This is a genomic window from Kaistella yonginensis, from assembly GCF_030409525.1.
Lineage (GTDB): Bacteria > Bacteroidota > Bacteroidia > Flavobacteriales > Weeksellaceae > Kaistella > Kaistella yonginensis.
In genome coordinates this window covers 1-20,382 of sequence record NZ_JAUFQB010000019.1, presented here as the reverse complement: position 1 = coordinate 20,382, position 20,382 = coordinate 1, and the positions used below count along the sequence as shown (strand labels likewise).

Here is a 20,382-nt window from a genome sequence, read left to right as displayed (position 1 = left end):
AGGAAGTGTTTTTTTAACCTTAACCTAGAATGAATTTCTAAAAAACACTTCTTCTAACAGTGGAAAAAAATGTGATAAAAATGAAATGACCCTTACACTTTCTTCTTTAAACTAACCAAGATGATGAAAAGTGAAACCATCATTAATAAAGAAACTGCTAAAAGAATTTCTGGAGTAAATGGAATTGAAATATATTTAATAGAAAACACCCCCATTAAACCAAGAAATGCTTCATTTAAAAAAATTCCTAAAAGTAAAAGTTGAAGTCCAGTAATCACGGGTTTGGTCATTCTGAATACATTCGTTGCTAAAATCTGATTGAGCAGAAAAACCGATACACACATGAGCAAGATTAAATGCAGATAGGCGATTACTACATTTCTGAATCCAAACGCAAACTGACTTAATGCAGGGATATTGGAGCCCAATTGCAGCGCGATTTTTGCAAAAAAGGCAAAACCCACATACATTAAAACAAATCTTTGTAATGCTGAGAAATTAAGCACCAATTTCGCCCAATTTCTTTTGATTAACAAGTATAATTTTACAGAACCAACCGTTTGTGCGACGGTTGCTAAAATGATTGCAATAAAAATCCAAAGCGGCATTTTCATCCAAAGTACCGACAGGCCAAAACCAATAATACAGCTCACAAACATCAGCCAGAAAATCATCTTATTTTCTTTTTCAGAAATTTCAGCACCAATTTCCTTTAATGAGAGAAGTAGGAAGCCAATACAACTAAAAATGAAGAAGCCATTATACTGAAAATGAAGATAATAATAGGTAGCCGATAAATATAAGTTTTGGGTCATATTTCCAGAGGACATCATATAGCTCAAGCCAAAAACTCCTACTGAAGAGATTACCGCGAAAAATAATCCTGCCAAAAACCATGGTTTGATCAAGTCGCGGTGATTCTTTAAATCCCGTATCAAGAAATAGAAAAACACAAAACTTGTTAATAGCGCTGCCGTAGAGGCTGCAATAGAAGCCCAATAATAACCGCTGTAAATAAAACTCGGAATCATGGCATAGGCTGAAATGGCATTGATTATCAGTAAAGTATGGTATTTTTTCAAGTTCTGTTCTGGAATAATCCCATGCAAATACCGAATCATCAAGACGTAAATAATTTGGGTGATCCAGCCATAGAAGGCAAAATGCGAATGTGCTTCTTGCACATGTTTCTGATCGACCATCGGCAAGGAGTAGGCAATTTTATAACGCATTAAAACACCTAAAACAGCTACAACCAGGAAATTAAGCACAGAAAACCGAAGCCAAAAAATAATATTTTTCATTCTACAAATATAAGTTGGGAGCATGATTTAGCACTATGACCATCGTCATGATTTAAATAAAAATTTTACCATTGATGATTTCTAACTTGCCATCTTTTTCAATTTTTTTAATCGTTCGAATTACGGTCTCAATCCGAAGTCCAGTCATATGAGAAATTTCTTTACGGGTAAGTTTAATCATAAACTTTTCCTGTGGAGTATCACTTGATTCTCTTTTAATATCACGGAGTTGATGCATAATTCGCTCCTCTGGATTGAGCAAAACAATTTGCTTGAGCAAGAGACTTTTTTTCAGAGACTTCTGCGCAACTGAAATCATAAATTGAAATAAAAAATCAGAATGTTCTTTTAAATAAGTGAATAATAATTCTCGGTTCATTTTTATCACATGAGCTTTGGCAGAGTACACTTCTACATTACCCGGAATCGCTTGGCCCAGAATGATTGCAGGTTCGGCAAAAAAATGACCGCCCGTTACTTTATGTTGCAACAGTTCCTTGCCTTTTTCTGTAAAATTAAAAACAGATAATTCTCCTTCTTTCAAAAAGTAAAAAAACTGCGAAATATCGCCTTCATTTAAAACGATATCACCTTTATAAAAAATCTTTTTCTCAGCTCTGGTTGCTTTCAATAGATCATCATCGAGTAAAAATTCCATCTTATTTATAGTAATTTCTCAAATATAATAAATTTTTTATGAAATTTTTCATAATTACACCATCTTCTGGGCGATTTATCAGTAAAAATTACTTGAAAAGACCCATTTAAATTGTTATTTTTGAAAAGACAATAAATCATCATGGCAAATCAATTTAATCCCCGAGATATTACATGGCTTTCTTTTAACGAAAGAGTTTTACAAGAGGCAATGGATCATAAGGTTCCCCTGCATTTACGAATTCGTTTTTTAGGAATTTTTTCTAATAATCTGGATGAGTTTTTCAGGGTTCGTGTGGCTGGCTTAAAGCGTGCAATGGATTTTAAAGATAAATTTATCACCGAATCATTTTACCAACCGCCAACTAAAATTTTGCAAAAAATAAATGAAGTCGTCATTCAGCAACAACAGAATTTCGCTAAAACCTGGAAAAAAATACTGGTTGAAATGGCTGATCAAAAAGTTTTTATTAAAACAGCAAAGAATTTAAATTCTGCACAAAAGAAATTTGTCACTTCCTATTTTGACGAAGTGGTGGAAAGCAATGTAATTCCCATTTTATTAAATGACAATTCGCCGATGCCATATTTGCGTGATAAATCACTTTACCTTGGCATCGCCATGCGTAAAAAGGAGTTTCAATATGAAAGTAAGTTTGCCATCATTGAAATTCCGTCGCGCACCTTGGGAAGATTTGTTTTGCTCCCTTCTAAAAATAAGGACGAGAAAAATGTAATGCTGCTAGAGGATGTCATCATCTACAATTTACCTCATATTTTCTCTTATTTCGGATATGAGGAATTTGAGGCCCATTGTTTTAAAGTAACCAAAGACGCAGAGTTCGATTTAGACAATGACATTAAAACAACCCTGGCAGAAAAAATTGAAAAGGGAATAAAATCCCGTAGAAAAGGAAAACCTACCCGTTTCGTTTTTGATAAAGCAATGGATAAAGCCCTCTTGGAATTTTTAATAAAAAAACTTCACCTCACCAAAAAAGACAGCATTATTCCCGGTGGCAAAATTCATAATTTCCGCCATTTTATGGAATTTCCAGAGGTATTTGAAACCTATCAAAAACCGATCGAGAGAACTTCTTTTGACCATCCCGAATTTATCGGTAAAAGAGTGACTGATGTTCTTCAGAAGACTGATGTTCTGCTTACTTTTCCTTACCATCAATATACACCGGTTATTGATCTATTGCGGGAATCTGCCATGGATCCTGATGTGAAATCAATCCAGATTACCGGTTACCGCTTGGCAAGCAATTCTAAAATCATCAATGCGCTTATTAATGCGGTAAGAAATGGCAAAGAAGTCACCATGATGCTCGAACTTCGGGCTCGATTTGATGAAGAGAATAATCTGAAATGGAAAGAGATTCTGGAGCAGGAAGGGGTAAAAGTATTAACAGGAATCCCTAATAAAAAAGTGCATGCGAAACTCTGCGTTATTAAGAAAAGAGTCCAAAATAAGACGCTCCAATACGGTTTTGTAAGTACGGGAAATTTCAATGAGAAAACTGCAAAAATCTATGGCGATCATTTACTGATGACTGCTGACCGTGGAATTATGGCCGATATCAATAAAATATTTACCGTACTGAGAAAACCAAAACAAGATATTGTCGCGGCTTTAAAATCGTGTAAAAATCTGTTGGTATGCCCCGATTATATGCGCGAAAAAATCATGAACCATATTGATAAAGAAATCGCAGAAGCGAAAGCGGGTCGAAAATCTTTAATCATTATCAAAGTAAATTCACTGAGCGACCGGGATTTAATATCAAAACTGTATGATGCCGCGAAAGAAGGCGTTGTTATAAAAATGATTGTTCGGGGAATATATTGTGCGATTAATCAAAAAGATTTTAAACAAAAAATTACCGCCATCAGTATTGTTGATGAGTATTTAGAACATTCCCGTGTGATGTATTTTTATAACAAAGGCCATGAAGATTTGTACATTTCCTCTGCAGATTGGATGACTAGAAATTTAGATTACCGCATTGAAGCTGCCGCAAAAATCACCCAGAAAAACCTTAAAAAAGAAATCAAAGACCAACTCGACATTCAGTTGAGCGACAACGTAAAAGCCAGAATTCTGGATAAAAAATTGCGAAATGAATATGTAAAAACAGATGCTAAAGAAATACGCTCACAAATTGAAACTTATCATTATTTGAAAAACAAAGCCTCATCTTTCTAATTAAATAGGATTAGTTTTTATCAAAAACAATGCTCCACATTCCACGAACTTCACTTTCGCTATAGCCAATTGCCAAATCTTTGGGATATAATTTTAAAATTTGTTTTGCGACTTTTGGTTGGATTGCTTGCGGTTTCCCGTGGCATTGTAGACACATTGTATTGGTTTCAATTGGATAATAAACGTGTACTTTATTTTCCTTTTCTACCACCAAAGGTTTTATCTCCTGCTTTTCAGAAGTTTGTTTTTTGAATTGAGAAATATAGGTTAATTCCTCTGTATTTGCTCTATTATTCGGATTTCTGTTTTTGTCTGAGACCCTTTTGATTCTAGCATTATAATGAGTTGACATGCTATCTGTTAAAGGCATGGCTTGCATATTACAAAAATCCAATGCTTCCAAAGTTCCTTTTTTTTGAATGGCACCCATCAAGTTTTTACCTAAAATCTTTTTTGTGCCCAGCGCATATCTTAAACCAATATCTGCATATGTTTCTTCAGTCTTCAGCACCTCTAATTTCCGACCGGTTTGCAACCATTTCTGTCTTGCTCCTGCTTCCCACTGTTTCGCAAACCAGACCGGTTCTTCAATTTGATATTGATACATATAATTTGCAATCTGCTGCAAAGAATTTTTTGGAAAATCTTGCTTCGGCATTATCCCATGTTTTTTCACAGCATCAACCATTATAGCGTGTTCACTGGTGGGGTTTTCTACAAACTTCACCACCGCAGAGGTAAATGATTCCTGCGAAATATAATGCTTTAAATACTTCGCTTTTACTGCAATCATAGGCGGCGCAATTCTGCCTTCAACTTCGGCGGCAGTTGGACTATGACATAAATAACAATGGGTTTCCATGGCTATTTTTGCCAAGACAGCAACGCTATCGGTCATTAACTTGTGATCAGATGTTTCTTTATAACCATTTTGATTGTTTTGGTTACAAGAGAAAACAAGAAATAAAAGGAGTAAGAATAGAGCGTTCTTCATTTTAAAAAATTAACCCGTAAAGAAACAAAGAGGCCGGCATATTTAATGTGATCATTATCACTTATGGTGTTTTTACTGTTGCAGATTGCTTTGTTAGATAAATAATAAATGATACCTTTGCAGAGCTTTTAGAAAAGGGAATTGTGTGCGAATCACAAACTGTCCCCGCAACTGTAAATCACCATTAGTGAAACTGCAATACAACCACTGAGCAATCGGGAAGGTGCAGTTTTGTGAAAGTCAGGAGACCTTGCTGAAAGTCTTAACTTAAATAAAGCTTTCGGAGGAAAGGCCTGAATAATGACTAAAAAATTCCAATTTTCTACGGTATTTCTATTTTGTTTTTTGTTGAGTTTTGCTCAGGAGAAGACAATTGATACGGTTTATATTTTCGACAACCAGTTGAAAAAATCGAAAGAATTTCAAAAAACAATCCAACTCAATCAAGTGGATTTACTCAAAAACACGACGAACCTTTCTGAAGTTTTGCGTTTTCAATCTCCAGTTTACATCAAAGAAAACGGTCGTGGAATGGTTTCCTCACCTTCTTTCCGCGGAACAACAGCACAACAAACCGCTTTTGTTTGGAACGGAATTAACATCAATTCTACTTTCTTAGGTCAAGGCGATGTTAACAATCTAAACCTTCTCGGCTACGATCAATTAGAAATAAAATCTGGCGGTGGAAGTGTGATTTATGGAAGTGGTGCAATCGGTGGAACCATTCATTTGAATAATGAATTGAGCTTTAATAAAGGGTTTAAAAATAATTTATTTTGGGAATACGGTTCCTTTAATACTTCAAATACTTTTGTTAAAAGTGCTTACAGCAACGATAAATTATCGGTGAAGGTTTCGGGAAATTTTGTTAAAAGTGACAATAATTACGAGGTTTCGGAAAAAGATTATCTCAATTTAAATGGGCAATATAACAACCGTACTTTCAATTTGGGTGCAGCTTATAAAGTAGATTCTAAAAACATGATTTCGTGGCAAACGCAGCTTTACGATGGAATTCAGCATTATCCAATTCGGTCGGAAGATTACTCGAAAACAAAATATTTCTCTGATAGTTTCCGAAGTTTAGCGAACTGGAATTATCATTCTAAAAAAATTCAGAATAGTTTTAAAGTTGCTTATCTGCAAGATGAATTTCAATATTTCGATCATATTGATTATCCTAAAAGCAGTGGTGGCTCCGGCGAAACGTATTTGACAAAAAATGATTTTAATTATGTTTTTAATGATGAAATTGCACTGAATTTCATTGGAGAATATCAACTGAATAAAGGCGAAGGTTACCAATCAGGTATTCAATCAGTTCGTAGAAATACAGGTTCAATTGCAGGACTATTGAAATGGAATCCCACAAAGAAATTAAATTTTGAGGCCGGAGTAAAACAAGATTTTATAGAAGAAATAACCGCTCCAGTTCTATTTTCTCTTTCTGGAAAATTCAAGGCTTCGTCCTGGTATAGTACTGTGCTAAATATTTCTAAAAACTTTAGATATCCTTCTTTCAATGATTTATATTGGCAACCCGGTGGAAATTTGGATTTAAAATCTGAAACCTCTCTTCAAGCAGAATTAGGAAATCAATTCAAGTATAAAAATTTTAAATTGAATGTTACTCCTTATTATATCAACATTCAAGACTTGATTCGTTGGTTGCCAACTTCCAATGGATATTGGTCGCCAGTGAATACCAACAACGTAGAATCTTACGGACTAGAATCGCAACTGGATTTTGAAAAAGAGTTAGGAAATCATAAAACGAAATTATCTGCCGGTTACGTTTACACTCATTCTAAAGACACTGATGCAGACCGATTTCTGATGTATGTACCTCAACATAAAATTTTTGGAAATGCGACTTACAAATATAAAGTTGCAGAGGTTTTTCTTCAAGGAATGTATAACGGGCTGACCTATACAACCAGCGACGAAAAGCGAAGAGAGGCACTTGACCCTTATTTTGTAGTGAATGGTGGCTTGAACTTAACGCTGTTGAAAATCTATAAATTAGGATTTAAAATCAATAACATTTTCGACGAAATCTACGAAACCACCGCTTACTTTCCTTTACCGAAAAGAAATTACAGCGCCAATCTTTTAATAAACTTTTAAATAAAAATAAAATGAAAATTTCAAAACTGATTGCTTCCGCTTTCGCTCTAACTCTACTTCTTAACATTGCTTGTAGAAATGATGACCCTGTTGAAGAAGAGCTTCCCAAAGGTGCGTATGAAAACGGAATCATTATGTCTAACGAAGGAAACTTCGGCACTCCTACCGCCACGGTTTCATTTATCTCCAATGATTTAACCAAGGTAGAAAATAACATCTACAGTGCAAATAATGGAAATGCGGCCTTAGGAGATGTTCTTCAAAACGTAGCAATACAAGGGGATAACGCTTATTTAATTCTTAATAATTCCAATAAAATTGAAGTTGTAAACCGCTACACTTTTAAAAAAGTAGCAACCGTATCTGACCAGGTTTCTCAGCCAAGATATATGGCATTTGCAAATAATCACTATTACGTAACCAACAGCTCAGGTTCTGCAAAATTTGTAAATGTCTACAACGTTTCAACCAACACCCTTGTTAAAAAGATTGATTTGGCAAACAACGGCGAGCGAATTGTAGAAGCCGGCGGGAAAATCATCGTGCAAAATGCCTCGTTTGGATCAGGTAAAAAGCTCACCATAATCAACCCGACTTCAAACACCGTAGAAAGTATTGTAACCCTTCCGAATGGGAATATCCAAAAAACAATTTCTAATGGTGGTAACGTTTACACTATTGCTAAAACAGCGACCGATTCCTATATTTACAAACTCAGCCCAACAGGAGACATCACTTCTACGATTACCCTTACCGGCCTTGCAAATGCAACTAATTTAGAAATTGATGGCTCGAAATTTTTCTTTACAGCGGGTTCAAATGTTTATACGATGGAGATGAGCAGTACCACAACACCAACCACTCCAATCATCACCATTGCAGATAATTCTTGGTCAGCAATGTATGGATTTAATGTGATTGATGGGAAAATTTATATTTCTAATGCGAATGGATTCACGGCAGACAGTACCGTAGAAATCTATACAACCGCAGGCTCATTACTTAAAACAGTAACCGCAGGAAAAGGAACCAATGGTTTCTACAAAAATTAAAACATTCTTTCATATATTTAACACAAAGCCCTTTTCAAATATATTTTGTAAGGGCTTTTTTATGATTTATTTCTCATTTATGCCAGAATCAAACCGATGGCTTGACCTTCTTTAATCACAAAATTTCTGGCTTCTTCTTTATCGTTGGCGATGTCACCTTCTAGAATTGCTTCTTTCACTTTTTCCTTTAAAACCCCAATTTCTCGACCTGGTTTTAGATTAAACAATTCCATAATTTCTTCGCCGGATATCGGTGGTTGAAAATTCCGAACCTGATCTTTCTCTTCGACTTCTTTAATTTTTTGTGCTACTTCTTCAAAATTCTTTTTAAACTTCGCTTGTTTTGAGGAATTCTTGGTGGTAATATCTGCTTTATTCAAAATAAATAAATCTTCCAAATCCTCACCAGCATCAAACAAAAGACGTCGTAGTGCAGAGTCTGAAGTATCATCATCAATTAAAGCAATCGGTCTGGATGAAAGTTTTACCAATTTCTGCACATATTTCATATCGCTTCCGAGCGGAAGTTTTAAACGATAAAAAAGGGATTTCACCATTTTAGAGCCTAAAAATTCATGTCCGCGGAAAGTCCAGCCACTTCCTTCTACAAACTTTTTGGTCGGGGCCTTTCCAATATCGTGGAGCAAAGCCGCCCATCGAAGCCAGAGATTATCTGTGTTTTTTGAAATATTATCCACCACTTCCAAGGTGTGCCAAAAGTTGTCTTTATGGGTTTGTCCTTCCACTTCTTCAATGCCTTTCAAGGCAGTTAATTCAGGGATTATGAGGTGTAAAATTCCTGTTTCCTCCAATAATTTCAAACCTACAGAAGGTTTTTCAGAAAGCATAATTTTATTAAACTCAACCATAATTCTTTCCATAGACACGATTCTGATCCTTTCTACTTCTTTCTTTATCGATGCTAAAGAATTTTCTTCAATCTTAAAATTTAACGTTGCCGCAAAACGAATCGCCCGCATCATTCGCAAAGGATCATCAGAATAGGTTTGACTTGGTTCTAATGGTGTACGAATAATTCTTTTTTTAATATCATTTATTCCATCAAACGGATCGATCAGTTCGCCAAAATTTTCTTTATTTAAAGAAATCGCCAAGGCGTTGATGGTAAAATCACGGCGTTTCTGGTCATCATCTAAATTACCGATTTCCACGGAAGGATTACGGGAATCTTCGGCATAGCTTTCTTTTCTAGCCCCTACAAATTCTAAGTCGAGTCCGTTATATTTAAACATCGCGGTGCCATAGTTTTTAAAAATAGAAACTTTGGGAGCAGGTTTTAAGACATCTGCAACAGATTTTGCCAAGGTCATTCCGTTGCTTTCGGTTACAAAATCAATATCCGTGGGCGCTTTTCGGCTCATCAATAAATCCCGCACAAAACCACCCACGATAAAAACGTTTTGGTTAGTATCGGAAGCGACTTCTGAAATAAGTTTAAAAAGTTTGAGATTTTTATTTTGGTTAAGATTGATTTTCATAAGAATGGCAGCGAAATTTTATACAAAGATAAAGTTTCTCAGTCAATCACGGTCTTATTCCGCATGAAACAAAGGTTTTTTAAAGGTTTCTAAATCAAAAAAACTCATTATTTAATGAGTTTAAATATCTGATAATTCCTATTATTTTGATGGATTTTCTAAAAGCCAATCATCGATTTCTTCTTCCAAATATTCTGTCTGTAATTTAATGGCCTCGATAAAGTCATCGGGAATATTAGAAGTATCGGTGTTTTCAAGATTCCACAATTGATCCGCCATTAATTCATATTCTGAATACACTCTCTTAAAACGAGGACTATTTTTCTCTAACTCCTCAATTTTTTTCTGTTGTGGATTGAATTTCCTATAGGTTCTTTTGGTGATCATGACAATTAATAGATTTTAAGTTTAGACACGTTCTTGAAAATTACACTGCTGATTAGGATCCAAAAACACATTCAATAACTCATTAAAAATGACTAAGTAACCCTATACGATCTACATTGAGAAATTAAAATTAAACAATAAATCGATGTAAAAAAATATTTTAACAAGTTTTTCTGATTGTTTAACATATAGTTTTAAATTTGCATCACCTATCTATGAAAGAAATTATACTAAAACAAAAACAGGTTTTACTATTTGTGCTTGCCGGCGCACTAAGTGCCGTGGTAGAAATCGGTTCATTTAAAACATTTAGTGTTTATTTGCCGCAGATTTTTTCGCAGGAAAATAATTTTCACGGGATTCACTTTCCTTTAAGTAACATATTCTCTACGACTTGCGGTATCATCACCAATTACTTTTTAAGCATTTGGTTTGTTTTTGAACGTGGCAAACATTCCAAAAGGAAAGAGTTTGTTTATTTTATGTTCGTTTCTTTTTTCTCTACAATCATTAGCCTTGCTTTCTTTCAAGTTTTCTTTAGATTTGTGTTTAAGGAGCACATCGACCTCGGCTTTTTCGTTATCAGCCAAGAGATTTTGAGTAAAATCGCAGCAATTCTGTTGGTTTCTATACTAAATTACTCGGTTAAGAAAAAAGTGATTTTTAATGGTTAACCGTAAAAATTTACACCAAACTATTTTCGCAATCTTTGTAAAAATAATTTTTAAGAGTACATGACAAAAATATTAAATTATATCTGGCGTGGCTGGATGATCATTTTGGGCGCAGTTTTAACCATCATTTTAGGAATTCCTGTTTTACTTTTATCCATAAAAAAGGAGCATTATCCTTATGCCTATTTTTTTATTCGTTTGTGGTGTCTGGGAATGTTCTACGGCATGGGCTTTCGTTACGAATTAATAAAGTTGACGGACAAAAAAATTGACAAAAATCAGCAGTACGTTTTTATTTCTAACCACACCTCGATTATGGATGTGATGTTGCCGTGTATTTTAATGCCGCAGCATCCTTTATGCTATGTGGGAAAAAAGGAACTTGTTAAGATTCCAATTTTCGGGATTATTTATAAAAGAATTTGCGTGATAGTCGATCGAACATCTCCCCGAAGTCGCGCTGATGTTTATCGCCGTTGTGCGGAGCGAATGGAAGAAGGGCAAAGCATTGTTATTTTCCCAGAAGGAGGCGTACCCGATGACACGACCCTAATTTTGGATTCATTTAAAGATGGTGCTTTTACGCTCTCTTCCAAGCATCAATCACCGATTGCAGTATTTACTTTTGTTGGGTTAAAAGAAATGTTTCCTTTTGACTATTCTAAAGGTCGCCCAGGGAAAGTGAAAGTTTATTTCAATGATATCATCGCACCGAATCAATCCATTGAATCGCTAAAGGCTGAAGCCCATCAGAAAATTAAAAATATTTTGAAAATCTCAATTTGAGAAATTAAAATAGTTATATTTGTTTCAAGAAATAATTAAAACATATGAATGCTAATCAGCAACAGACCAAATGGTCACAGTTTTTATCCTTAATTGTAGTGTTCTTTTTTTGGGGATTTGTCGCCGCTAGTAATGATATCTTAATTCCCGTTTTCAAGAAATGGTTTGTTCTTTCCCAAGTTCAGAGTCAACTTGTAGCTTGGGCGTTTTATGTGGCGTATTTTGTTGGCTCAGTCATCTTTTTTATTATTTCTATTAAAACCGATATTTTACAGAAATTTGGTTATAAGAAAACACTTGCTGTAGGATTGGTAATATCCGCGATTGGAGCATTCTTATTTGTTCCGGCAGCTTCTGCGGCTAGTTTCTGGTTTTTCTTAACTGCTTTATTCATCGTAGGTTTAGGTTTTTCTGTTCAGCAAATCGTTGCCAATCCGTTGGCGATCAAAATGGGGAGTCCACAAACTGGCGCACACCGTTTAACAATGGCCGGAGGAATTAATTCGTTAGGAACAACAATAGGTCCTATTTTAGTGGGTATCGCGTTATTCGGAATGGGCAACAAAGAAGACTCTGCACCCAAAAACGAAAATTTAACGAAAATTGAAATCGTTAAAAACGAATATCAAGTTCATCGTGAAGAACTCACCAAAAACATACTGGACTTAAGAAAAGACAATCAAGATGATCCTATAAAAGTTAATGAGGTTGTTGCAACCGTAGAAAAAAACATCAGTGATCTTGAGCTGCAAATCGCTTCAATTGAAGAAAATGCGGCTGCAAATGATTCCCAAATTGATGCATATTCTACTAAACTTGGTGAAATCAAACAACGGTCGACTAATATCAGCTACCCAATTGGGTTCGTTAAAGATCATTTAAAATTAGTAAAAACTCCTTTTATTGTCCTAGGGCTCGCATTTATTTTAGTTGCTGTATTTATGCTTTTTTCTAAAATCGAAGATCCAGCAAAAGAAGAGGAAGCTGTCATAGAAGAAGGAACAACAAAATTTAGAATTTTAGACTATCCCCAACTCTATTTAGGAATGCTCGCAATTTTCCTTTATGTAGGGGTAGAAGTTTCGATCATCAGTAATCTGCCCGCTTTGTTGCATACCAAAGAATTCGGAGGGATTTTAGAACATAATATTGCGCCATTCGTCTCGCTCTATTGGGGAAGTTTGATGATTGGACGATGGAATGGAAGTATCAATGTTTTTAATATTTCTAAGATAACGAACATGATTTTGAAATTCATTGTTCCGTTTATAGCATTTTTAATTATCATTGTTGCAAACGAATTGAGTGGCAAAGATGTTTCATCGTTCTATATTTACGCCATTTGGATTATTGCCTTTGTTATCATGAGTCTTATTGGAGGTAAAAATGCAGGCAAAACTTTAATGATTTTCGGGATCGCCGGAATTGCAATGATGTTTTTGGGATTGGTTTACCCTGACAAAGAAATGGCTAAATATTTCTTTATTTCTGGTGGTTTGTTTTGTTCGATTATGTGGCCATCAATTTTTGATTTAGCAATCGCAGGTCTTGGTAAAAACACGGGAAAAGCATCTTCATTTTTAGTGATGATGATTTTAGGTGGTGGGATCATTCCATTAATTCAAGGTTATATTTGCGATTTTGATTTAACCAATCCTGCTGGAATTATGGGAATTACCTGGACCCATTTTTCTTATGTTATTCCTATTCTTTGTTTTGCATATCTTGCTTTTTATGGTTTTGTAACCCCAAAAATCCTTAAAAAACAAGGCATTGTAATGGGAGAAGAACCAAGCAGCAATCATTAATCTACTAAAAACATATAAGAAAAAAAGATTTTGGGCTGGTTTATTACTTGCCCAATTTCTTTTGTTTTTTACCCTCTCGAAAATCAAATATGCCAGTAATTTCTTTGAATGGTTTTTTGAATTTCAGAAATATTTCCATCAAAAATTATTTTCTATCGTCCCATTTTCAGTTGGTGATATTTTCTACATTCTACTGATTGTTAGTTTTGGTTACTTCCTCTTTAAAATTTCTTATAAAAACAGTCGGCGAAAATTTTTATTGCGAGGATTAATAGCCCTCAACATCCTTTATTTAATGTATCAGGTTTCTTGGGGAATGCTATATTTTCAACAACCCATACTCGACAAACTTCCAGAAAAGGAAATAACAGTGGAAGAGGTGAAACGACTTACTTTGGTCTATTTAGAAAAATGCAAGAAAACGAGAACTTTAGTAAATGAAGATGATCGCGGTGTCTTTATCATAACAGATCTACCTTCGATTAAAGCAGAGGTTCTCTCCAATCAAGTCAAGATTCCCTCGTATTGGAATAACAAAAAAGGCACAGGAGTTAGCACCCTGAAACCCAGCCTGTTTGAACCTGTGATGAGTTATACTGGGATTCTTGGGTATTACAATCCTTTCACCGCAGAAGCGCAGTACAACGCCACACTGCCATCAACGTATGTCCCGTTTACGCTTGCACATGAAAGCGCTCATCAACTCGGTTACGCCAGAGAGCAAGAAGCAAATTTCATTGGTTTTTTAATTGGTGAAAAGGCAAGAAATACCGATTTAAAATACAGTACTCAATATTTTGTTTTAAAAACATTACTTCATTCACTTGCTGAAAATGAAAGAGTTTTTGTTAATGAAATTATCATGCAATATTCCCCAGAAATGAAACGTGACCGGCTTGCCGAGAAACTTTTCGTAAAAAAACACGAAGGATTATTGGATGATTTTTTCGGATTTACCAATGACCTATTCCTGAAGAGTAACCAACAAGAAGGCAGCATTACCTACTCCTATTTCATTGATTTCCTTATCCGTTATCAGCCATAGAGGATTTTATAAAAAAAAAGAATCGCATCTTACGACGCGATTCTAAAAACACAAATGATGAAAAAAAATTTATTGCTTTAATTTGACAAATGCCAATATTAAAGCGTTGTAAATGTACCACTAATAATTATAATAGCAAAACCTTTTGCCATAAAAAATGTTAAAATTGACCTATAAAAAATTATCGTTACGTTTCCCGCATTTAAAACGCATAAATTAAAATAAATTCACATCTAAACAAGCATAAACATTCAGATAACATAAATTATGATTATTAATCACAAATTACATTATTTCGATAAAAAATAGAGTGAATTGTAAATAGAAAAAGTCCAGTATAATACTGGACTTTTGTAGCCGAACCCGAACAAATCTCGAAACATTTTTTGGAAGATTTGGAACGGTTAAACTCGTTAAGTCACGAAGCTACTGCCTAAAAGCATTAAGTAGAACCCTAATGAAAAAATATATTTGTTGATACTGTTTTATAATGTTAAAGTATATGTTGGTACATTTTTTTGACTAAATTTATAACCTATTTAAGCCACGAAACCGAATTATCAAGCATTATAATAGTTATCTTTTCGTAATTTGTTACCTTTGTAATGTAAAGAAGTAGTATGAAAACTATACAAAAGTTGAGAGTATTATCACAAATTTTCTCCCCGCCTATGTTCCAAAAGATAGTACGGGAAGACGATTATGTGCTTTTTCAAAAACAAATAGATAAATACTTCAACACTACCTCATACGAAACCAACTTAGACATAATCAAGTCTTTATATAAGTCCTTACAAAAGCAATATAGATGTGAATACATCTATAAGAATAATTTGATTATTGATATTATAAAAACTCATAGCTTAAAATCAACATTAACACTTAATGAACTAAAAATTGGTGCTTCAAAAGCTGACTTGGTTATGTTGAACGGTGCTGTAAGAGTCTATGAGATTAAAACGGAACTTGACGGATTAGAAAAATTGGCAAAACAAATAAATGACTACCAAAAATTTGCCAATGAGGTACATATTGTTACAGATGAAAAATATGCTAAAAAGCTCCAAGTTGAATACGAAAATACAAGCATTGGTATTATCGCATTAAATGCCAAAAATAAATTGGAAACAATAAAAGAGGCAGATGCAAATAAATCTTTCTTCGACTTTGAAACTATTTTTAAAATATTGAGAAAGCAAGAGTATCTTGATTTAGTTGCTGTTAATTTTGGTTCTGTCCCTGATGTTCCTAATACAAAGATTTTTAGAGCTTGTTACGAACTACTTGCCACAATTGATATAGTTGATTTTCAAAAGCAGGTATTAAATAAACTAAAAGAGAGAAAACTATTGAACCCCGACTTGCTGAAATCATCTAAAACCCCAAGAGAACTAAAGCACATTTGTAATTCTTTGGATTTTAATGAGCAGGAATATCAAAGATTGTATAATTTTTTAGCAACCAAAAGCGTATGTATCAACCGTATATAAGAGGAAAGCAGTTTGAGTTGATAGGAATAAGAGAATTAACTAAACCTGTTCTTTTGCCAAATAAAGAAAAAGTATCTCCTATTATTGAACCTGTCAAGGATTCTTCTACTTTAAAGACTACGATAAAAGAATTAGCAAGTAATGATATCAACTTTACAGTTGTTGTTAATCCACAAGTAGGAACATTCAAAGATACCAATGCAATCTTTAATGCTATTAGCAGTTCAGTTGGAGATTATACAAATTATCAGATAGGTGTTATTTTCCATAATAGGATAGACCATTCAAAAGCTATTGGCATTTTACAACAATATGCAAAAGTTATTCCTGCTCTAAGTATTATTCATAATGCCGTGTTTGATAACATTTCAGATGTTCTTAAATCATATCAAGAACATTTTGCCATTCGATATAATGTAATCAATCTATCATCGACAAGTAGAAGATATTTTAGAAATTTTGAAAGAAATACCTTAATTGAACTTGATGATTATTTCAATGCTCAAACAAAGAATGCGGATTATTTGCAAGTAGATGAAAGCAATTTTTCAGAAGAACATATCTATTACAAAGAAGAAGGGTTTGAAGGTTTTTCGGACTATCTTTCTATTGGAGAGGAATATTCGGAAACAGGGTTTCTTCCCTATGCTGTTGCGATACATTTATCTTATGCGGAAGCACAGACAAATAGAATAAAAGTTAAACATTTTGTTTCTGACTCAAATGATGACACATCAGATATTGCAGGAAAGTTTGCTGAGGCGTTAGATAAACTTATTGCTTGGTGTGACCAAACAGGCTATGACTCTATTGCTATATCTGAATTTAGACGATTTCACGAAAACGGACACTTTCCAGGATTAGGGACATTGAAGAAACTTTCCTTAATGAACCATATAGATTTAGTATTGAAATTGATTTAGTATGAATTGTTGCACAAATTGTTTTGAGAGCAGTTATATAAATGCTATCATTTTGGGTAACAAGATAACAGATAATTGTGATTATTGCCTGTCCGAAAATGTGAGTGTCTATGAGGCTTCCGAATTAAACCCTTTCTTTCTTGGGATTATTGACTTGTATGAAGTTGATACCGTCAATGGAAAACCATTAGAAAGTCAAATCATTACGGATTTTCATAAAAAGGTATTTACCCAAAAACTAATTGATACAAATAATATAAAACAGCTCATTGCTGAGATTATTAAAGATGACATTGCCAATTATCAAAATGTTTTAGACAACCCTGTAAGATTAAGGTTTCATAATACAGGAGCAGAGGAAGACGTTACTCAACCGCTTTTCCTTTCTTGGGATAAGTTTTCCGAAGAAATAAAAACCGTAAATAGATTTCATTTTGTAAATGCTTTGGATTTACAAAAATTAAAATCCTTATTCAAACATTTTCAGAAAGATTACAAAAAGGGAAAGAAATTTTATCGAGCAAGAATTAGTAATAATCCACAGGGGTATCCTTTCGAACAAATGGGTAATCCTCCTAATGAATTAGCTAAAAGCGGAAGAGCCAATCCAAATGGTATTTCTTATCTCTATATTGCTAATGACATAACAACAACTTTATATGAAGCAAGAGCAAGTTTATTTGATTACGTTTCTGTCGGTACATTTAAACTTGAAGAAGACATAAGAGTAGTTAATTTAAGTCGCTCCACATACGATGTATTCAGGCTTGCAGAATTAGAGTCTTTAGAAGAAGTTATGTTACACGGTTCTTTCATTGATAAATTAGAAGAAGAACTTTCAAAGCCAAGAAGAAAGAATGACAGCGAATTGGATTATCTGCCAACACAGTATCTTTCAGAACTGATAAAATCAATGGGATTTGACGGTATAGAATTTAGAAGTTCATTATATTCGCAGGGTTATAACGTTGCAATATTTTATCCTGAAAAATTCAAGTGCATTGAAACTAATGTCTATGACATTGAAAATATAAATCTTGAATACACCCAATTAAATACTAAATAAACCCTACCTCCCGTCCTGTTTATCCATATATTCTTCCAAAGAAGATTTCAGTTGGTCTAAAAACGAGGTGCGGGAACCGGCACGGTATTTCATTCGATGGAAAGAGTTATGCAGATCTCCTAAAGTAATCCGGAATAGTTTTTCTAAAACTAAACTGACTTTTCGTATTCCTACTTTACCATAGGAAAGAGAGCCATTCGCATAAAGAGCATAAATAAGTTCTATCAAGGCATTTTTGCTATCCGTCCAAAGAATACCATCGGATGAAATATCTCTTGCAGAAAGAGAGCCTGCTATTTCATCATCGTTAATTTTTTGGAGTATGTAGGTATAGAGTAGCTCATTTGCTATTATCCGAGCCACTTTGTTGTCATAATAAGTTGAAAAAAGTGGGTCAATTTCAAAGACGAAACTGTTCAGACCATCGTGGAAATTAATGTTGCCTAACCTAAAGTAGGTTTCATCACGATCGGTTCTTCCCGAACGATAATACCTGTAAAAATCAGAATAGTAGATATGCTCTTTGTATTCCTGTTTTAGTTCCTGCAACTGTTCTGAAAAATAACTTGCATACATTTTCCCTCCGTCAACAGGACAACATGTCTGTATGCGAAATATCTTATTGTGGTAAATGAGTTTAGAGAGAATATACGGTTTAATGTTGCGGAAGAAATTGATTTCCTCCCATTGGTTTTTAAAGCCTTGTTTTGTAACCACCTCCCTCATCGACCATAAATATTCTTTCAGGAATATCAGCATTTGGTACGCTTCATCAATCGCATTGGTGGCAGACACAGAAATTTTATTTTCTTTTCGCTGTATCTCCGAGATAATATGATTTAATGAAAATACCATTTTTGTTAGTCTGTTTTAACTATTTTCTCTTTCATTTCCTCGCCTTTCTGTTTTATAGATTCATTAGTTTTTGGAACGAAAAGTCGGAGCTGAACATTTCCGTTTCGTTTATTATTGATTCTTCCTGTGCTTCTCTTCCATAAGCAAACATTTGCTGTTCATAATTTTCAATAGCCTCTTCAATGCTGTTAAATTTCCTATCGGCCAGATTATCAGACAATATAAAGGCGTCCATCAACCCACTGTTTACGCCTTGTCCTGCAAAAGGAGGCATCAAATGTGCGGCATCCCCAATCATTGTTATGGGTAATGGGCGCTTGCTTTTCCAAGGCTTTTCTAAAGGAAATATCCGTGTAGCCAATCCTACAAATGACAACGTCGTATGAATCAATTCTTTGTAGCGTTCGTCCCAATCGGAAAATTCTTTCAGAAGAAAATCAACGACACTATTTCTGTTTTGAAAATCTACCTGCGTTTGGTTTTTCCATTCATCAGGTGTTTTAAAACTTATTCCAAAATGCAATGCACCATTATTATTGGGGTTAGCAAATAATAAATTACCTTGGTGAGATGCCATTAGCCGGTTTCCATTGCATAGCTGAAAAAATCCAGGACAGTTTATCTCTGGTTGATGAATATCGGCTTGTATATTGAAAGTACCTGTTTCTTCAACTTCCGTGTCGGTAACAAATTTTCTTACCTTGGACATCCCGCCATTGGCAAGAATAACCAAATCTGCTGTTTCACTCGGTTTATTCTCAAAAGTTAGTGTCCACTTCTTCTTACCAGGTTCAAGCATAACAAGTTTTCTATCCCAAATAACCGTGTCGTTTTCTAAACTATTCAACAAGATAGCCCTTAAGTCATTTCTGTTTATTTCAGGATTGTCAAATCGATTTTCGGGCTTTACATTTTTTGTGGATAAAATATTGCCTTTTTCATCAGCAATATTTACACCCATTGGTAAGGCTAAGTCATAATAAGTTTGTAACAATCCCGCTTTTTTCATTGCTTCCTGACCTGAACCTTTGTGTAGGTCAAGGGTTCCACCAAAAATTCTTGCCTCTCGGTCGTTGTCTCTTTCGTAAACTGAAACGTCTATGCCGTTTTGCTGTAATAATTTTGCCATAGTCAGTCCAACGGGTCCACCACCAATTATTGCAACGTTCTTATCACTAAGTAAATTCATTTGTTTGTCTGTATCTATTCGCATTGTCATTCAAAAATGGCACATAACGGGAAACGCATTGGCGAAGTGGCGGATAAATTGGACAAAAAGTTCAATTTAGCGAGAACGTAGCCGATGTGTTTCCACAGAGCTAACTTACAAATAAAAAGCGAATGTGGAACACATTCGGCGGAATAAAATGCAGAAACTTTCAATTTAGCACTTAACCTGCCATTTTGCCAATGCGATGTGCTTGTTGCACAACCAAATGTAATAGAAATAAAATACATAAAAAAGCACTTTTTTATGTATTTAAGTGTTTGATATATAGAATA

The 20,382-nt window shown here is 34.5% G+C and carries 17 protein-coding genes and 1 riboswitch; of the genes, 10 read left to right on the top strand and 7 right to left on the bottom strand.

Annotation, left to right across the window (positions count from 1 at the left end):
• Window positions 1-92 precede the first annotated feature (92 nt).
• Both QWY78_RS07490 and QWY78_RS07485 read right to left on the bottom strand, forming a co-directional pair.
• A complete protein-coding gene (locus QWY78_RS07490; RefSeq protein WP_290218190.1) occupies window positions 93-1,304 on the bottom strand; it encodes an SH2 domain-containing protein in 1,212 nt (403 codons plus the stop codon).
• Window positions 1,305-1,356: 52 nt separating this feature from the next.
• Entirely contained in the window at window positions 1,357-1,962 is a 606-nt protein-coding gene (locus QWY78_RS07485) for a Crp/Fnr family transcriptional regulator (RefSeq protein WP_290218188.1), read from the bottom strand.
• 141 nt (window positions 1,963-2,103) lie between these two features.
• On the opposite strand from QWY78_RS07485, the gene ppk1 reads away from it, so the two are divergent.
• The gene (gene ppk1 / locus QWY78_RS07480) at window positions 2,104-4,173 is read left to right on the top strand and encodes a polyphosphate kinase 1 (RefSeq protein ID WP_290218185.1); all 2,070 of its coding nucleotides are present in this window, start codon (window positions 2,104-2,106) and stop codon (window positions 4,171-4,173) included.
• Between the two features lie 10 nt (window positions 4,174-4,183).
• Here the strand turns inward: ppk1 and QWY78_RS07475 are convergent, their stop codons facing one another.
• The gene (locus QWY78_RS07475) at window positions 4,184-5,167 is read right to left on the bottom strand and encodes a Tll0287-like domain-containing protein (protein WP_290218182.1); all 984 of its coding nucleotides are present in this window, start codon (window positions 5,165-5,167) and stop codon (window positions 4,184-4,186) included.
• A gap of 104 nt (window positions 5,168-5,271) precedes the next feature.
• A riboswitch (cobalamin riboswitch) is annotated at window positions 5,272-5,438 on the top strand.
• Window positions 5,439-5,467: 29 nt separating this feature from the next.
• Here QWY78_RS07475 and QWY78_RS07470 point away from each other — a divergent pair.
• Window positions 5,468-7,294, top strand: coding sequence for a TonB-dependent receptor plug domain-containing protein (locus QWY78_RS07470; protein WP_290218178.1), 1,827 nt, complete (start codon window positions 5,468-5,470; stop codon window positions 7,292-7,294).
• Window positions 7,295-7,305: 11 nt separating this feature from the next.
• Complete coding sequence (locus QWY78_RS07465) at window positions 7,306-8,346, top strand: YncE family protein (protein WP_290218175.1); 1,041 nt, start codon at window positions 7,306-7,308, stop codon at window positions 8,344-8,346.
• 77 nt (window positions 8,347-8,423) lie between these two features.
• Here QWY78_RS07465 and QWY78_RS07460 read toward each other — a convergent pair whose 3' ends face one another.
• Together QWY78_RS07460 and QWY78_RS07455 are read right to left on the bottom strand one after the other, a co-directional pair.
• Window positions 8,424-9,845 (bottom strand): CCA tRNA nucleotidyltransferase, encoded by a 1,422-nt coding sequence (locus tag QWY78_RS07460; RefSeq protein ID WP_290218172.1) that lies wholly within the window; start codon window positions 9,843-9,845, stop codon window positions 8,424-8,426.
• A gap of 141 nt (window positions 9,846-9,986) precedes the next feature.
• Window positions 9,987-10,232, bottom strand: a complete 246-nt coding sequence (locus QWY78_RS07455; protein ID WP_290218169.1) for a hypothetical protein — start codon at window positions 10,230-10,232, stop codon at window positions 9,987-9,989.
• Window positions 10,233-10,447: 215 nt separating this feature from the next.
• On the opposite strand from QWY78_RS07455, the gene QWY78_RS07450 reads away from it, so the two are divergent.
• The 7 genes from QWY78_RS07450 (at window position 10,448) to QWY78_RS07420 (ending at window position 18,024) form a co-directional block, all read left to right on the top strand.
• Window positions 10,448-10,906, top strand: coding sequence for a GtrA family protein (locus QWY78_RS07450; RefSeq protein ID WP_290218167.1), 459 nt, complete (start codon window positions 10,448-10,450; stop codon window positions 10,904-10,906).
• Between the two features lie 60 nt (window positions 10,907-10,966).
• A complete protein-coding gene (locus QWY78_RS07445; protein WP_290218165.1) occupies window positions 10,967-11,692 on the top strand; it encodes a lysophospholipid acyltransferase family protein in 726 nt (241 codons plus the stop codon).
• A 44-nt stretch (window positions 11,693-11,736) separates the two neighbouring features.
• Window positions 11,737-13,500 (top strand): MFS transporter, encoded by a 1,764-nt coding sequence (locus QWY78_RS07440; protein WP_290218163.1) that lies wholly within the window; start codon window positions 11,737-11,739, stop codon window positions 13,498-13,500.
• Between the two features lie 61 nt (window positions 13,501-13,561).
• On the top strand, window positions 13,562-14,545 hold the full coding sequence (locus QWY78_RS07435) for a DUF3810 domain-containing protein (protein WP_290218160.1): 984 nt from the start codon (window positions 13,562-13,564) through the stop codon (window positions 14,543-14,545).
• A gap of 620 nt (window positions 14,546-15,165) precedes the next feature.
• Window positions 15,166-16,035, top strand: coding sequence for a sce7726 family protein (locus QWY78_RS07430; RefSeq protein WP_066679297.1), 870 nt, complete (start codon window positions 15,166-15,168; stop codon window positions 16,033-16,035).
• Window positions 16,017-16,958 carry a sce7725 family protein gene (locus QWY78_RS07425; RefSeq protein ID WP_066679298.1) on the top strand — a complete coding sequence of 314 codons (942 nt, stop codon included), beginning with the start codon at window positions 16,017-16,019 and terminating at the stop codon, window positions 16,956-16,958. The genes QWY78_RS07430 and QWY78_RS07425 overlap by 19 nt, the downstream gene beginning before the upstream one ends.
• 52 nt (window positions 16,959-17,010) lie before the next feature.
• Complete coding sequence (locus tag QWY78_RS07420; RefSeq protein WP_066764787.1) at window positions 17,011-18,024, top strand: RES domain-containing protein; 1,014 nt, start codon at window positions 17,011-17,013, stop codon at window positions 18,022-18,024.
• 3 nt (window positions 18,025-18,027) lie between these two features.
• Here the strand turns inward: QWY78_RS07420 and QWY78_RS07415 are convergent, their stop codons facing one another.
• Both QWY78_RS07415 and tet(X) read right to left on the bottom strand, forming a co-directional pair.
• The gene (locus QWY78_RS07415) at window positions 18,028-18,879 is read right to left on the bottom strand and encodes an RteC domain-containing protein (protein WP_229986995.1); all 852 of its coding nucleotides are present in this window, start codon (window positions 18,877-18,879) and stop codon (window positions 18,028-18,030) included.
• 52 nt (window positions 18,880-18,931) lie between these two features.
• A complete protein-coding gene (tet(X), locus tag QWY78_RS07410; RefSeq protein ID WP_290218140.1) occupies window positions 18,932-20,098 on the bottom strand; it encodes a tetracycline-inactivating monooxygenase Tet(X) in 1,167 nt (388 codons plus the stop codon).
• Window positions 20,099-20,382: the final 284 nt, after the last annotated feature.

Excerpts from the sequence above, each read along its gene's own strand:
- QWY78_RS07440 (WP_290218163.1), top strand. The coding sequence starts at position 11,737 with ATGAATGCTAATCAGCAACAGACCAAATGGTCACAGTTTTTATCCTTA.
- QWY78_RS07485 (WP_290218188.1), bottom strand. The coding sequence starts at position 1,962 with ATGGAATTTTTACTCGATGATGATCTATTGAAAGCAACCAGAGCTGAG.
- QWY78_RS07415 (WP_229986995.1), bottom strand. The coding sequence starts at position 18,879 with ATGGTATTTTCATTAAATCATATTATCTCGGAGATACAGCGAAAAGAA.
- ppk1 (WP_290218185.1), top strand. The coding sequence starts at position 2,104 with ATGGCAAATCAATTTAATCCCCGAGATATTACATGGCTTTCTTTTAAC.
- QWY78_RS07450 (WP_290218167.1), top strand. The coding sequence starts at position 10,448 with ATGAAAGAAATTATACTAAAACAAAAACAGGTTTTACTATTTGTGCTT.
- QWY78_RS07490 (WP_290218190.1), bottom strand. The coding sequence starts at position 1,304 with ATGAAAAATATTATTTTTTGGCTTCGGTTTTCTGTGCTTAATTTCCTG.
- QWY78_RS07465 (WP_290218175.1), top strand. The coding sequence starts at position 7,306 with ATGAAAATTTCAAAACTGATTGCTTCCGCTTTCGCTCTAACTCTACTT.
- QWY78_RS07455 (WP_290218169.1), bottom strand. The coding sequence starts at position 10,232 with ATGATCACCAAAAGAACCTATAGGAAATTCAATCCACAACAGAAAAAA.
- QWY78_RS07425 (WP_066679298.1), top strand. The coding sequence starts at position 16,017 with ATGTATCAACCGTATATAAGAGGAAAGCAGTTTGAGTTGATAGGAATA.
- QWY78_RS07460 (WP_290218172.1), bottom strand. The coding sequence starts at position 9,845 with ATGAAAATCAATCTTAACCAAAATAAAAATCTCAAACTTTTTAAACTT.
- QWY78_RS07430 (WP_066679297.1), top strand. The coding sequence starts at position 15,166 with ATGAAAACTATACAAAAGTTGAGAGTATTATCACAAATTTTCTCCCCG.
- QWY78_RS07470 (WP_290218178.1), top strand. The coding sequence starts at position 5,468 with ATGACTAAAAAATTCCAATTTTCTACGGTATTTCTATTTTGTTTTTTG.
- QWY78_RS07475 (WP_290218182.1), bottom strand. The coding sequence starts at position 5,167 with ATGAAGAACGCTCTATTCTTACTCCTTTTATTTCTTGTTTTCTCTTGT.
- QWY78_RS07445 (WP_290218165.1), top strand. The coding sequence starts at position 10,967 with ATGACAAAAATATTAAATTATATCTGGCGTGGCTGGATGATCATTTTG.